This is a genomic window from Thermanaerosceptrum fracticalcis (assembly GCF_000746025.2).
Lineage (GTDB): Bacteria > Bacillota > Peptococcia > DRI-13 > DRI-13 > Thermanaerosceptrum > Thermanaerosceptrum fracticalcis.
The window spans coordinates 3,388,399-3,403,665 of the sequence record NZ_CP045798.1 but is presented as its reverse complement, the minus strand read 5'-3'; the positions used below and the strand labels follow the sequence as shown (position 1 = coordinate 3,403,665).

General features: G+C 40.3%; 15 protein-coding genes. All 15 read right to left on the bottom strand.

The annotated features are described in order from the left end of the window. Positions 1 to 407 precede the first annotated feature (407 nt). The 15 genes from BR63_RS17295 to BR63_RS17225 all read right to left on the bottom strand — a co-directional run bounded on the left by BR63_RS17295 (position 408) and on the right by BR63_RS17225 (position 15,253). Positions 408 to 1,649: a (Fe-S)-binding protein gene (locus BR63_RS17295; protein ID WP_034421119.1), complete on the bottom strand. Its 1,242-nt coding sequence runs from the start codon at positions 1,647 to 1,649 to the stop codon at positions 408 to 410. Positions 1,650 to 1,655: 6 nt separating this feature from the next. After that, positions 1,656 to 2,858, bottom strand: a complete 1,203-nt coding sequence (locus tag BR63_RS17290) for an FAD-binding oxidoreductase (protein ID WP_034421118.1) — start codon at positions 2,856 to 2,858, stop codon at positions 1,656 to 1,658. Between the two features lie 17 nt (positions 2,859 to 2,875). Next, positions 2,876 to 4,252, bottom strand: coding sequence for an FAD-binding oxidoreductase (locus BR63_RS17285; RefSeq protein WP_034421115.1), 1,377 nt, complete (start codon positions 4,250 to 4,252; stop codon positions 2,876 to 2,878). Between the two features lie 36 nt (positions 4,253 to 4,288). After that, positions 4,289 to 5,566 (bottom strand): TRAP transporter large permease, encoded by a 1,278-nt coding sequence (locus BR63_RS17280; RefSeq protein ID WP_034421113.1) that lies wholly within the window; start codon positions 5,564 to 5,566, stop codon positions 4,289 to 4,291. A 3-nt stretch (positions 5,567 to 5,569) separates the two neighbouring features. After that, positions 5,570 to 6,112 carry a TRAP transporter small permease gene (locus tag BR63_RS17275; protein WP_034421112.1) on the bottom strand — a complete coding sequence of 181 codons (543 nt, stop codon included), beginning with the start codon at positions 6,110 to 6,112 and terminating at the stop codon, positions 5,570 to 5,572. Positions 6,113 to 6,135: 23 nt separating this feature from the next. Continuing rightward, positions 6,136 to 7,158, bottom strand: a complete 1,023-nt coding sequence (locus tag BR63_RS17270; RefSeq protein WP_034421110.1) for a TRAP transporter substrate-binding protein — start codon at positions 7,156 to 7,158, stop codon at positions 6,136 to 6,138. A 256-nt stretch (positions 7,159 to 7,414) separates the two neighbouring features. Next, positions 7,415 to 8,845, bottom strand: coding sequence for a sigma 54-interacting transcriptional regulator (locus BR63_RS17265; RefSeq protein ID WP_034421109.1), 1,431 nt, complete (start codon positions 8,843 to 8,845; stop codon positions 7,415 to 7,417). A gap of 218 nt (positions 8,846 to 9,063) precedes the next feature. Beyond that, positions 9,064 to 10,233 (bottom strand): MalY/PatB family protein, encoded by a 1,170-nt coding sequence (locus BR63_RS17260; RefSeq protein WP_034421107.1) that lies wholly within the window; start codon positions 10,231 to 10,233, stop codon positions 9,064 to 9,066. Positions 10,234 to 10,267: 34 nt separating this feature from the next. Next, positions 10,268 to 10,813 (bottom strand): nitroreductase family protein, encoded by a 546-nt coding sequence (locus tag BR63_RS17255; protein ID WP_034421106.1) that lies wholly within the window; start codon positions 10,811 to 10,813, stop codon positions 10,268 to 10,270. Positions 10,814 to 10,909: 96 nt separating this feature from the next. Beyond that, the gene (locus BR63_RS17250; RefSeq protein WP_034421105.1) at positions 10,910 to 11,767 is read right to left on the bottom strand and encodes a DUF6544 family protein; all 858 of its coding nucleotides are present in this window, start codon (positions 11,765 to 11,767) and stop codon (positions 10,910 to 10,912) included. A gap of 210 nt (positions 11,768 to 11,977) precedes the next feature. Further along, a complete protein-coding gene (locus BR63_RS17245; protein WP_051965547.1) occupies positions 11,978 to 12,607 on the bottom strand; it encodes a helix-turn-helix domain-containing protein in 630 nt (209 codons plus the stop codon). Positions 12,608 to 12,636: 29 nt separating this feature from the next. After that, entirely contained in the window at positions 12,637 to 12,750 is a 114-nt protein-coding gene (locus BR63_RS20070; RefSeq protein ID WP_420825512.1) for an IS3 family transposase, read from the bottom strand. A gap of 22 nt (positions 12,751 to 12,772) precedes the next feature. Then, positions 12,773 to 13,039, bottom strand: a complete 267-nt coding sequence (locus BR63_RS17235) for a transposase (RefSeq protein ID WP_034421104.1) — start codon at positions 13,037 to 13,039, stop codon at positions 12,773 to 12,775. A 303-nt stretch (positions 13,040 to 13,342) separates the two neighbouring features. Beyond that, a complete protein-coding gene (locus tag BR63_RS17230) occupies positions 13,343 to 14,395 on the bottom strand; it encodes a dipeptidase (protein ID WP_051965546.1) in 1,053 nt (350 codons plus the stop codon). A 129-nt stretch (positions 14,396 to 14,524) separates the two neighbouring features. Continuing rightward, positions 14,525 to 15,253 (bottom strand): aspartate/glutamate racemase family protein, encoded by a 729-nt coding sequence (locus tag BR63_RS17225; RefSeq protein WP_034421102.1) that lies wholly within the window; start codon positions 15,251 to 15,253, stop codon positions 14,525 to 14,527. Positions 15,254 to 15,267: the final 14 nt, after the last annotated feature.

Genomic DNA, 15,267 nt, shown 5'->3' with positions numbered 1-15,267 from the left:
TCAAACAGAAGTAATATTTTGTTTTTACTCCATACTTCCTTGTCTTTTATAAACCGAAACCGCTGCTGTATCCCTGTCTACGTGCAAGATAATTAGTTTTTACTTCAATCTTTTTGATATTAATGTCATACATAGTAACGTCCATGTAATTACACATTCCCCCTTAAATCATCTAAATCTATGAAAAAATAAATGCAAGATTTATGCCAAGAGACCTAATAACATTACACAGCCGAAATACAAGGACAAATCAAGTCTTCCTGACGATTTAACTAAATATTTTGTTAGTATTTCTAACGCTTATTGTTAGAATGGTCTCGAATGTTAGAGTGTTTTAGTCTTCTCTTATAGCACCAAATATGGTATAAAAAATTTCATTCTTTTGTGCGAGATCTTGTGAGGGAGTATTAAATGCCGTAGGACTCCGCCAAAACCTCAACCATGTGTTTAACTTGCCCAGGAATACCGTAGGTTTTCAGGCCATATTTTAGTTGCATCATGCAAGCAGGACAGGAAGTGACAAGGACAGATGCCCCAGTTCCCTGGTAATTGTTCATTTTGCGCTGCAATATCTTCCTGGAGATGTCCGGATGGAAGATACCGTAAGAACCAGCACCGCCACAACACATATCCGCTTCTTTCATTTCCACGAAAGAGATTCCTGGAATATTTTTTAGGATTTCCCGGGGTGCGTCACTTACTTTTAAACCTCTTACGCTGTGACAAGGATCATGATAAGTGACTGTACAGGCAATTTCTTTCTCTCCATGGCTATAACCAAGCTGTAAAAGGTATGAACTTATGTCTGCAAGCAGGTTTTTTATCTTAATTGCCTTTTCCCTATATTCAGTTTCTTCTTCAAATAGTTCCACATATTCCTTAAGGATGGCCCCACAAGTGGCACAATCAACAATAATTGCTTCCACATCTAGCTCCGATAACTTATCCAGGTTATAACGGGCCAATTTTTTGTACTCCTCAAGATCGCCAGCACTCTGGTGAGGAGCCCCACAACAGTGCAATTCCGGTACAATTACAGAACAGTCATTGGCCTGAAGGACTTTTATTGTAGCGATTCCCACATTACTAAAAAACTGATTTATTGAACAGCCGAGAAAATAAGCCACCTTATGCTTTGCTTCAGGCATTTCCTTTAATACAAAGGGTAAATTATCCCTTACGCTAAAATTAGGCATCTCTGGCATTAAGTTATTAGATTCCTTCATAATTCCTGCCTGTTTAATTAACCACTGGGCGCCACTCTTTTGATATAACCGCGCCAACTTGCGGGCAAGGTTTAATCTTCTGGGATTAGAGAAAAATCCTCTGTATAAAAATCTCTTTGGCAGAGGTAGTCCTTTTTTAGCAGTATGACGAGCCCTAATATCACTTATTATTTGTGTTGTAGGAACGTTAGAAGGACAATTAACCTCACATGCCTTACAGAGAAGACATTCGTTTACAAACCTCTCCAGTTCTGGTTCCCCGTCCAGATTTATTTGGTTCTCCAAACCCATGCGGAGCAACCGCAGCCGCCCACGTGCTACTGAGAATTCATCACCGGAAATTTTATATGTGGGGCAAACATCGTGACAGGCCGCACAACGATTACATTTCATTATTGTTTCTACAAGTTCCATATGCTTCATAAATATCTACTCCTTCAAAAACAAGCTCTCAGGAACTAATATACCGTTAGGATCAACCTGTCTTTTAATATCAGCAAGAAGTCTTTTGTACGTAACATCATTGGCTATACCAGCAATAACATTTCCCTTATATACAAGCCTTCCCTGGAGCTCTTGTATATCCGCGGTTAACTCATTCAGCATATTTGAATTAAAGAGTAGCTCATCAAATTCTAATTCAAATACGCCGTTAGTAATAATACCATGCATATTAACTTTAATACCGTGCCTTTTTTCCCAACTATCAAGTCTCTTGATAATATCCAGAGATTTGTCGGGCATTACCATTAGATGTACTTGAGAGTTATAAGCTTTCTCAACCAATTCTGGTGATTTATCAAATCCATATTTAGCCTTTAGTTCTTTTTCCTGCATTTCTAATGCATCTTTAAAGCCTTCCAATTCCAGCTGTAATACTATTTCTGCCTCTCTTTTCTTTACAAGAAGGGACGCCAGACTTATCCGCTCATTATGCAAAGATTCCGTAATATCTTGAATTTCATGCAAATTCTGGCAGGTAAGCGACAACTTAATATTCTTCTCTGGTAGGGGTTTTAGCCTGAGTGTTACCTTTGTAATAATACCAAATAAGCCCCATGAACCCGCCAAAAGCTGACTAACATCATAACCACTAACGTTCTTAACTGTTCTTCCTCCCACTCTAACGATTTCACCTTGAGGAGAGACAAACTCCATGCCCATTACATAAAAGCGACTGCTCTTATAAAGGTATCTCTTCCTGCCATAACCGTTAGTAGCTATTAGTCCCCCAATTGTGTCCAGTCCATGATCCGACTCGGCAGGAAAAAAAATGTTGTCCTTAACTAGAAAATCTCGAAGTTCACTGATAGTTAAACCTGACTCTACCTCAACACTCATGTTGTCAGGACGATATTCCACTACCCCCTTGAGCCTATTAGTAGATAGCAGTATCCCCTCTAGGAAGCCCCTTGTTCCCTCTAAAAACCTGGTACCATTGCCGACAGGATAGACAGGTATTTTATATATATTAGCCTGTTTTACAATAGTCGAAACTTCTTCCACAGTATTGGGGTAAAGGATCAATTCGGGTCTATTTTTTTCTAATACTCTTTCGTATCTATTGCTGCCGCCTGATCCAGTATCACCAATCAGCTTTTGCAAGGCAGCAATAATTTCTAATCGTGTCATTTTTTTCCTCCTTCGCCCTAGGGAAGCAGCTTGCCTGGGTTAAAGTGAGACTCAGGGTCAAACGCATGCTTCAATTGTTTCATATAAGAAATACTTTCCTGGCTGAAAGCCAGCGGCATATACTTGACCTTTTCTAATCCGATGCCATGTTCACCTGACAAGGTCCCGCCCTGGGCAAGAGCTTCTTTGAATATTTCATCACATACGTGCTCTATTACCTCTGCCTCCTGGGGAACCCTGTGGTCATAAAGAAGATGGGGATGTAAATTACCATCTCCCGCATGGGCTAACTGGGCAATTATTATGCCGTATCTTTTTGCTAGGGCCGAAACATTTCTTAACATTGCGGCAAGCCGGTCTCTAGGAACCACTACATCTTGCACAACCATAGATGGTTTTAGTTTCCCTAAAGCTCCATTGGCTGATCTCCTTGCCTTCCACAGTGCCTGACGCTCCTGTTCATTACCGGCAATACTATAATTCTTTGCTCTGTTCTTCCGAAATGCTTCAATAATACTGGGAACTTGGCTTTCTAGCTCGGAACTGAACCCGTCTACCTCCAAAAGCAGCAGGGCTTCCGCATCTTTAGGCAAGCCCAGTTTAGCATAATCCTCAACAGCTTTGATGAGGGTATTATCCATGATTTCCATTGTTGTAGGGGTTACACCCCTGGCTATAATCTCAGCCACGCAGTCTCCTGCATCCCCCAGGTCATTAAAAACCGCCGTCATCGTCACAACTTCAGGATTGATGGGAGTCAATGCTAATAAGGCCTTAGTAACAATACCAAGAGTACCTTCAGAACCGCACAGAAAATAACTCAAATCTATCTGACTTTCTGAAATCGAGAGGAGTTGGCCCGTTTTCACAACTTCACCAGAAGGAATTACCACCTCCAAACCCAGCACATGATCCTTGGTACAACCATATTTGACCCCGCGTATTCCTCCAGCATTTTCGGCAATATTCCCACCAATTGTTGATACATTGAGACTAGCAGGGTCTGGGGCAAACATTAGGCCAAAGGGTTCCGCGGCCGCCTGGATGCTCTTGTTAATTACTCCTGCTTCAACCAGGACAGTTCTGTTTACTTGATTTATGTCTATAATACGGTTCATCTTATTCATTGATATTACAATACCACCCTCGGAGGCCACAGCTCCGCCGCTTAAACAGGTTCCTGCTCCCCGAGGTGTGACGTTTAATCCCTGTTCCGCCGCAAAGTGAAACAATGCACAAACCATCTCAGTTGTGGTGGGGAAAACCACAACATCTGGCCTGCCAGGAAACTGAGAGGCATCATACGAATACGTAAACAGCGGTATTCTGCCAGTAACTACATTTTCACTACCAACAATTTGCTTCAAACTATTCACTAGGGATTTGTTTAGCATGGGTGTCACCTACTTTTCTATTCACTTATATCCCCTCTATTTCATAAGGATAGTTGGTAAAAACATAGAAATTGCAGGAATATAGCTGATGAGCAGAACAGCAATAACCATGGCCACAATGAATGGGATCAGGGCTTTTGATAGTCGCTCAATTCTTATGTTAGTTAAACCGCATGTTACAAAGAGATTAACTCCTAATGGCGGTGTAAACATACCGATGGCTGTATTAACGACCATAATGAGACCAAAGTGTATAGGATCTACACCCATTTTTACAACTAGGGGAATAAATATTGGGGCTAATATAATGATAGCCGCATTGGTTTCCATAAAGCATCCCACAATGAGTAACATGATATTAATAAGAAGCAGGATTACTATTTTACTGTTGGTAAAGCTGACAAAAGCCTCAGCAACTGCGTCAGGAATTCTTTCGCTTGTCATTATCCAGCCAAAGACAGATGCTGTAGCAATTATCAGCATGACTACAGAAGTACTAACAGCAGAGTTTGCAAGAAGCCTTCCCATATCACTAATCTTTAACTCTTTATACACGAATACCCCTACAATAAAGCCATAGATAACGGCTACCGCAGCTGCTTCTGTGGGTGTAAACACTCCTCCGTATATTCCGCCCAGGATAATCACCGGCATCAGCAATGCCCATACTGCCTCTTTAGCGGCAATAATTACTTCCTTTAGATTAAAACTTCCTGTTCCTGTGTAACCCCTTTTCTTCGCTATAAAATAAGTGGGAATTATTAGTGATAAACCTACTAACAACCCGGAACCGAATCCTCCCAGGAACAATGCACCTATGGATACACCCCCAACCACACCATAGGTAACCATAGGTATGCTCGGCGGAATAATTACGCCAATTGAACCAGCAGCAGCCATTACAGCAGATGCGAATGCAATATCATAACCAGCACTGACCATGGCAGGAATCATAATAGACCCAATGGCTGCTACAGTTGCCGGGCTGGAGCCGGAAATAGCGGCAAAAAACATACAGGTAACTATTGCTACTAGTGCTAAACCACCAGTAATAGAACCTACCATTTTATTTGCCAGATTAATTAACCGCCGGGATATACCTCCTCCCTCCATTAAGGAACCTGCTATCATAAAGAAGGGTATAGCCATTAAGGGGAAGGATGATACGGCTGTAAACATCCGCTGGGCTACGACCAAAAGAGGTATATCACTCATTGTTGCAAGGGTAATTACTGAGGCTAAGCCTAATACGACAGCTATCGGTAATCCGCAAGCTGCTAATACAGCAAAACTCCCAAAAAGAATACCACCCATTGGTTAATTCCCCCCTACATGAAGTTCATTAGCGTTTTCCCTATTTCGCACTTTCAATTCATTGATGATTTTTTCAAAAAACCTCAGGGACATTAGGGCACTCCCTACTGGTATTGATAAATACGCATAATAAATTGGAATCCGCATGGCAGGAGATACTTGCCCTGTTGCTATCTGCTTTTGAACAATCAGAGACCCAAAGTAAATCAGCATTAGGAAAAAGATGGCTGATGCAACATACGATAATAAGGTAAAATACTTTTGAATCTTCCTTGGGAGAAAGGTGATCATCGCCTCAACACCTATGTGAGCACCACGTTTTACACCCACACTAGCTCCTAAAAAAGTAACCCAAGCCATAATATATATTGATAATTCCTCTGACCACGGGAGCGCGGCTTTTAAAATGAACCTGCAGACAACCTGCCAAAACACAACGACTGACATTATTGCAAGTAGAGCAATACAAATATACTCTTCAAAATTTGCGTATATCTTTTTGATAATCAAATATCTTCCCCCCCTTATGTAAACCGAGGCAGGCATAAAGCCTGCCTCATTTAAATAATTTACTGTGCACTTATAACCTTTTCAATCAATTCCTTGCCAATTTCTGCTTCATACTTAGCATATACAGGCTTCACTGCTTCTTTGAATGGAGTTTTATCAACTTCAAGAATATTCATTCCTTTTTCCTTTAGCTTGCCTACAAAATCCTTGTTCTGTTGTGCCAACAAATCTCTTTCAAAATCTCTTGCTTCTACAGCCGCTTCCTTTAAAGCCTTCTGTATTTCAGGGGATAATCCATCAAAGAATTTCTTTGAAACTAACAGAGGAGCCGCAGCATAGAAATGGCCTGTCAAGCTCATATGCTTCTGAACTTCATAGAATTTAGAGGTCCAGATAATGGGTACAGGGTTTTCCTGTCCATCTACAGTACCTTGCTGTAGTGCCGTGAATAGTTCACCAAATGCCATAGGGGTAGGGTCAGCTCCCATTGTTCTAAAGGTATCCATGTGAATGGGGTTCTCCATGAGACGAATCTTAAGTCCTTTTAGGTCCTCAGGTTTATTAATGGGACGTTTGCTGTTAGTAACATGTCTGAAACCATTCTCCCAGTAAGTAAGACCAACAATACCCACAGAATCAAGGGTCTTTAAAATACCTTGTCCTATCTCTCCATCAAGAACCTTATATGCTGATTGGTAATCTTTAAAAATGAAGGGCAGGTCGAAAACCAGGAATTTTTTGGTAAATCCAGCAAGAGGAGCTGTTGATACGAGAGCCATTTGTTGTGTTCCTAACTGAAGTGCCTCAATCATATCCCTCTCATTACCCAATTGGGAACTATGGAATACTTCTACTTTAACTTTACCTTGAGTTTTCTGATCAACTAATTCAGCAAACTTCTTCAAGCCAATAGTATAGGGATGGTCAGGAGCTAAAACGTGTCCTACCTTAATAGTAGTAACCTTGGGTTGTTCAGCAGCAGGTTTGTCCTTCGGTTTATCACCCCCGCCACCACAACCAGCAACAACAACAGAAACGAAAACCAACAAAAGCATCCAGGCAATTCCTTTTTTTCTGAACAAATTAACAACCTCCCTCAATTTTTTTGACACCACTTTTATTATGCAAAATTCATGCCAACAAAGAATAATGCAAAATATGCTGAATTTAATTGATTTTTAAAAATATATCCCCGTTATGCATCTAACACAGTGTTATAATTCTATAACACCGTGTTGTACTTTGTTAGAATTTATTGTTATTTTCTGCCACATCCAGCCCAATCCGGAAAAAGAATATCCTGGTTGGCTTCCACCATACCAGGATAATATGAGTTAACTATTCTTTATTAGCCCTAAGGGTAAAACTGTTTAATTTATAGTTCTTAAGCCTATACGCTATTTGATAATATTCTAGCTTTATACCTCTTCTTTTTAATTCATTGGAAATTTTCCTTGGGCCTAACCCCTCTTCATGTAGCTGCTGAATTAATCCCTCAAGTGATTCTGCAGGTTCTGACACTATTAAGTCTTTATCAGTACTATCCGTAAACATTCCAAAGGGTAAATTGGACTCATCTACAATAATTCTCAATTCCTGCTTATTCTTTTCCACGCTGCTTATTAACGGTGCAGCTGAATCAATTGAGGCATTAATCACATCCCGAAACTGTCTAATATTCCTTTCGTAAGCAGCGTTTAACAAAATCTCCCTTGCTTTGTCTGTAAAAGTTATTTCCAGGGTAATATTGTAACGATTTTTAGCCGCCATCTGGTATAGAGCAATGAAGTAATTCATTAGTCTATCTTTCTCAGTGACGCTTCTTTTTCTCAATGGAGGCAATTCAATCTGATACTGGGCCAGCCGCTGATAAAGCTCTGGAATGAATTCCTTTTTTAAATCTTTACTTGAGGCTGTAATAATGATTACATTTACCTCCCGTTCTGATCTTCCACCAATTCTTCTCACCGTGCCAGACTCAATAACCTTTAACAGCATAGTTTGATGAGCTCCCAAAGCCTGAGCCTCATCCAAAAATAATATTCCACCATTAGCAATTTCAATTAAGCCAGGTTTATCATATGCTCCGGTAAATGAACCTTTTTCTGTTCCGAAAACCTCCATTGCAGCTATATCCGAGTTGGTGAATTGGGCACAGTTTATCTCAACAAAAGGAGCTCCATGCTTTATTACTCCCATTCTCTCTGCGAAACTGTACATTGCTTTGGCTAACATGGTTTTGCCAGTCCCTGTTTCCCCCACAATTACACTATGTCGTGGCCCACCTAAGGAGGCAATGCTTCGTTGGGCTTTATCTATGGCACTTTTCAAACTGCCATCGCTACCGATAATGGCTTCAAATACATCATTCATTCTACTAAGAGCCAATTCCATCTCCAGGCTTTCCAATCGTTTGGACAGCCTCTCGATTTCTGTTATATCCCTAAAAGTAGCCACACCTCCGGCGAATTCACCTTTGATATAAAGGGGAATGGCATTTACTATAAATATTCTGTTCGTTTCATGAATAATTTTCCTGTCAAATACCGCATTCCGTGTTTCTAGTACCTCGAGAAGTGCAGCTTTAGGATAATAAACAGTTATGTGTTTGCCTATCATTTCCTCTATATGAGCTTTAGCATAATTAGCCGAACTCTGGTTAGCGTAAAGTATAATACCGTCTTTATCTACGACATTGACACCTTCGCGCAAGGCTCCTAAGATAGTATGAAAAATCTCATTGTTTTGCTTAAAAGAACTAAGATCCATTGTAAACACCTCATCAATTTTTGTTATTTTACGAGATACAAAAAAAGGTCGATATTTCTTTTTCGAAATATTCTATGTTTGCTCCTCAATTCCTTTATATTTTTTTTTCACAACCTAAATGCAAAAGCTGGCGACATCTCTGTCACCAGCTCAACTCTGATAGGCTATTGACCAGAGAACACTGGTATGAAAAGAACCTTGGAATGGATAAGCATTTTTTATTTACGAACGGCCTCATAGAACCTCTTTAGCCCTTCTTCCAAAACTGACTGGGGACAGGCAAGGTTAATGCGCACAAAACCTTCACCCTCTGGGCCAAACACCGAACCCTCGCTAAAGGCCACCCTGGCTTTATGATACATGAGCTCTTTCATTCCCTGAGCATCTAGACCCAATTTACGGCAGTCAACCCAGAGGAGGTAAGTTCCTTCTGGCACGATTGCCTCCAGTTGAGGCAAATTCTTGGCTATAAATCCTAATGCAAAATCTAGATTACCCTTCACATATTGTAGGAGCTCTTCTAACCATTCTTCCCCCTGCTCATAGCAGGCCTTCACTGCCACGGGAACAAAAAAGTTTGGTGTGGTCAAAGACAGAGTCTTAAGTTTATAGTCAAATATCCGCTTATATTCCTCGTTGGGTATCACAATAAAGGATGCCTGGATACCAGGAAGGTTGAAGGTCTTAGTGGGGGCTACACAGGTAATAGAATTCTCTGCAAATTGACTGGAAACTGAGGCAAATGGAGTATATTTGTGGTCGCGGAAAACCAGATCACAGTGGATTTCATCAGAGATTACCATAACCTTATACTTATGACAAAGCTCCCCTAGTCGCTCCAGTTCCTCCCTTGACCATACCCTGCCGCCCGGATTATGGGGGTTCGATAGGATAAGCATGGTTGCTCCGTCCTGCATTAATGTCTCGAGGTGAGTGTAATCCATAGTATAAAAATTATCTCTTAGAACCAGGGAATTAGTCACCACACTTCGTCCATTCATTTTTACAACATTAAAAAAAGGATAATACACAGGTGGCTGAATGATAATCCTGTCTCCTGGTTTAGTGAAACAGTCAACAGCAATACTTAAAGCCGTAACTACTCCCGGGCACTCTGTAATCCATTGTGGTGATATCTTCCAGCCATGTCTGCGGCTAAACCAGTTCATAAAAGCATTTATACAGGCCTTATCCATAAAGGTATATCCGTAAATACCTTCCGCCGCACGACGTTTTATAGCTTCAACCACTGCAGGAGGGCTCTGAAAATCCATATCGGCAACCCACATAGGAAGTATGTCCTTAGACCCAAAGAGTTCCTCCAGGTGATCCCATTTTTCCGAATAGGTGTTATGCCTGTTAATTATCCTGTCAAAATCGTATTTCATTACTCTCCCCCTCTTACTATATAAATTAGCGGACTTATTCATACTTGTTGTAGCTATAGATTCCTGGCAGTTCAATACGATTCTTTTTACGGATAGCCTCTGCAGAAGGGTAACCAATGGTAATCAAGAGTTCAATCCTTTTTCGTTCTGGAATACCAAGGAGTTTTTTAAGAGGAGACTCATTAAACCAGCCGACCATGCAGGTACCCAGCCCCTCCTCAACGGCCTGAAGGCAGATGTGTTCTGCTGCTATTCCTACGTCTATAAGGTGATAGGGTTTATCTTTTATTGCTCCTCCTATTTGAGGAAGCAACTTACGGTTCTCTGAAACTATTATGATTATTGCCGGTGCTTTCAAGGTAAACCTGTTAAAGGAAATAACACTGCTAAAGGTTTCCCTGGCCACTGCCTCTTTCAGGTTGGGGTCGTCCACAACTATGAATTTCCATGGTTGGGAGTTGCAGGCAGAAGGCGCTAGCCTTGCCGCTTCCAGGCATCTCTCTATCTTCTCCCTTTCAACGGGTTTCTCCAGATAATCCCGCACGCTCTGTCTCTTGCTAACAAGTTCAAGGAAAGCCATTTTTCTATCTCCCATCTGTCACTGATATACCAGCTTTATAGTTTAGTCGTGTCTTTAGGTGAACCTAAATGTTTGTATTAATTATCTAAACAATAGCTATCTAAAGCTTTTAGGATTATATTCAACATCCTTAATCCGCAGTTTTGCATAGCAATAATCGCCCTCTGGAAATTGCCAGATTGCTTCCCCATATGTGGGGAGCCTTAGCCCGTTTATTACTTTATAATCACCTACAGGGGTAGACCATCTCGCCTTACGATAAGTATCGCCTGTTGGCGAATAGTACCTATCGTCGGAAATAAAATTGATTAATTCACCTTTCTCATTGAAATATAATAATGCGGATATTTTATTGTCTTTATTCTTGAAGGTGGCTTTTACGGTCAAGGAATCTAGTTCTTCCCACTCAATTCTCTTATCAATTAATGTGGCAGGGGCCAGTATGCACATATCATTAAACACAGTTACCGTTTCAGCCGAGTTCATGATCGGCCCTTTTCCATCTGCTACCGTAAACAAACCCGCTAGTTTTATAAGCATAGTCGCCTTAGCATCCTTGTAAGAATGTAATCCCACTACAGGAACACCTGACATTTTTAAGCCTATATAATAAATCCGTGTAGGCTCAGTAAAGAAATTATATTGTTCCGTCTCCACCTTTGCCCAGTTTTTTTGGGGGGCAGGTCTAAATTCACCATCACATACTACTCTAACACTTTCTATTTTTTCCTTGCCGATGACGCCCACATATCTTAGATACTTATGTACGGGTTGGGGTAAGTGCCTGATATCATCTTCAGTAATCACTGATTGCTGTGACTTCTTTATATTTTCTAAGCCCTGTAACACTTGTGCCTTGTAAGTTCTTTTTAGTTCTTGGGATTTATAGATTGCTATGGAAATTGTAATGGCCATCAAGAGTAATAAAATTGTAAGAAAATACTTTTTCTCCATATAAAAACTCCTCCATTCCAGGTCAAAACGGTAACAAACTAAATTGAATGGGAATTAGAGACTCCACTATGCGCCTTCTCATTTAGGTTTTTTATAAGAACGCATACGGCATATATTGCTACAACATTAAAAGTAGGGAATATCTTTTATGAATTTTTCGAATTTTATTATGTTCTGTGTCTGACATCATATTTATTTGATATGATTAATCTATTTATAATTCAAAACATTTATTAGATTAACCGTACTGTCATAGCAATTGATAAATTCATGAGGAAGTTCTCCTTTAAAACGTATTGAATCACCTTCATGTAAGACAAACTCTTCACTGTCCAAAATAAGTTTTACGTTACCTTTTACTACAAATATATACTCATCGACACCATTCATATGTCGACTATTAGAAAGCTTGGAGTGTGGTGCAATTTCAAGCTTCAAAATTTCGGATTTGTGCAAATCGTAATATGGGAAAACACTGTAAATACAGTATTCTGCTTCTTTATCTATTACTTTTAATTCATAATTTCTGACTATTGAATAATCCAATTCTTCTTTGATTAGCCTTGTAAGTGGAATTTTTAAGCCAGCTGCAATTTTCCATAACACTAATATTGTGGGATTGGTACTACTTCTTTCTATTTCACCAAGCATACTTTTGCTAACACCGGAAATCGCCGATAAGTCTTCTAGGGTTAGCCCGATATCGCCGACCCATTTCTGGTTAGGCCTCTCAGCTTTAAAGTCTTTCTCTAAAAGGTTAGGGGCTACGGGGTAGCCATGGTTTGAGTTGGTAGTAGCCTTGTATTTTTTTAGGCGGCTGATTAACCCGTTTTCTTTCATCAGTCGTGCTATACGCCGGTTACTACATTTTATCCCTTTTCTTTTAAGCACTTTTTTATTCTTCGATGACCATAGGTCTGTCTGGATTCTTCGAATATCTGTTTAATGATTTCTGTCAGATCTTGGTCTTCCTGCCTCCGCATGGTTATAGGCCGGTTGAGCCAGTCATAGTAAGCGCTCCTGTGCATTTTCCTCCTCAAGATCCTTGATCTTTCTTTCTAAAGCCTTTCGTTCAGCATCATCACTCTTGAGATTACCTTTACCGGGAAAGGCCTGGTCGCCATGAGCGTTGTATTGTTGTACCCAACGCCGGATTGTTGTAGCACTGACGCCAATATCTTCTGCTACACTAACGGGTTTCTTGCCAAGGTCTGTAATAAGCTTAACGCTTTCTTTTTTGTAATCAGCGCTAAATTTGTTCTTTTCAGTCATTTGCTTAACACGCCCTTTCTTTAGGTTCTAGTTTATCAGGTGATAGCACAATAATACCTCCCTCTATTTTACTATTCAATCTTGATTTGCATAAAATATCTTTTTTATACACTCAAGGGTTACTCAAAATCAGCAAAGTACCAAAAGTGCCGCAAACCCTTTATCCATCAGCCCTTCACCCTCTCCAGGAGTACAACCGTTTCTGTATGCTTCGAGTGTATAAAAAAGATAATTTTAACTCAAAACTTTTTTACTATATTTGAGTAAACTGGAATAAGGGTAATTTCTATATTTATTTAAAATTTATTTAAACCTGTCCTTGAAGACTCTTAAGAAATTCTGACCCAAGATTTGGTGAATCTGACTTTCTTTTAAACCTGTTGCTAGGAGTGCTTCAATAAATTTATTCAAGTCCTTATGTCCCTTTAACACATCAAAGGGAGTGGGGGACATAGTTTTTATTGTTAAGGGAGAAAGATATGCCATAAGTGATTCACAAAAGTCAAAGCCTAGACCAACATGTTCCGCTCCCACCAGTTTTACCATGTGGCTTACATGTTTTACCAGATATTCTAAAGTGGCATCCTCAGGTTTATCGGCTACGATTAAATTTACGGCATTTATGCCAATAACGCCGTTTTTCTCAGCTATAGACCAGATTTGCTGGTCAGTAAGATTTCGCATGGTGCTTGCCAGTGCTCTACAGTTAGAATGGGAGGCGATAATAGCAGATTTTGAGAATTTAATGACATCCCAAAAACCCTCATCATTTAAATGGCTTACATCAACCAACATGCCGAGCTGATCTGCTTTTTCAATCAGTCTTAGCCCAAAATCAGTAAGACCCCCTTGGGTACAGGTTTTTACTGCGCTAAAATGGCACCCGTCTGCCGCAAAGTTTCTCCGACTCCAAACCAGGCCAAGGATTCTCACTCCCAGTTCATAGAAAATCTTCAACAAACTTAAATCATTATATAAAGGTTCAACTCCTTCAAAAGAAAGAAGGATTCCTAATTTATTATTCTTGATCGCCTGTTCAATATCATGAAAACTCTTGCATAATACGAACTTTCCGGAAGATTCGTCTATTTCTTCGTACAAAGCACTAATTTGTTGGAGTGCTCGTCTTAATGCCATTTCAGGTAAAAACTCATCATCAATATATAATGAGGCGACAATAATGTTGACGCCACCCTCGATCAAACTTGGCAAATAATCTGTTTCAATTACTTTTCTTTGCCCATACTGTCTTTTCCTAACAACATCAAATAGGAGATCAAAATGGGCGTCAATAATCACACAGTCTTTTTGTATTTTGCTTACTAACTCCGGCAGTTTATTTTCTGATAAAAGCATGTTTTTTCCTCCATTCCCAAAACTTATATACGGGGATATATTCATTGTCAGTTACTATTATCCTTTTTTTACTTTAAACCTTCGAAAAGTAAAAAAGGGCGCCGTTTATATAGGCACCCTTTAGTCTTTTTATTCCCCCCACCATTTTCGGTCTTTCATTCGAACTGGCATGTAGGTGAGTTTACTGGGCCTTAGACCTAAGGAAACAACTGCTTCGGTCATTCGGAGAGCGGCAGCAAAAGCGTCAACTACCGGAATATCATAACCTGCTTCTTTCAGTCTATCCATAACTTCGTTGGCAACTCCCATCATACCGGTACAACCAAGTACAATAACCTGAGCGCCGTTTTGCTTAATTGCCTCTACACTTTGTTCAAATAGAGCGTCCTTTAATTTTTGAATATCAGTAAGTTCTAGCACTGGAATATCTACGTGGCGCACGGCGACAACCCGATCCTTTAAACCTGCCTTAGCAATCAAGCCATCAATCATGGGAATAACTTCTGGCAACACGGTAACAATTGCAATTTTGTCTCCCAGACCAGATGCGATCAGCATAGGAGGTTCAAAACCCCCAAATACTACTATATTGGTGATTTCCCGGGCAGCTCGAACACCGGGATCGCCAAAACAATCTAGTATTGCACCGTCAAAACCTTCTTCCTCGGCCTTCCTTACCTTGTTTAAAATATCAGGAACTGCAATTGCTTCATCATACTCGGACTCGATTGAGGCAGGACCATAGTCCAGACTCTCTACATCATATTCTACCCCTGGGGTAGCCAAAGATGCTACTTCCCGACGCACTTCGTCGTTGAATGAGGTTCCGATTATCGGAACAATTACTTTGATTTTCATAATAAATGCCCCCT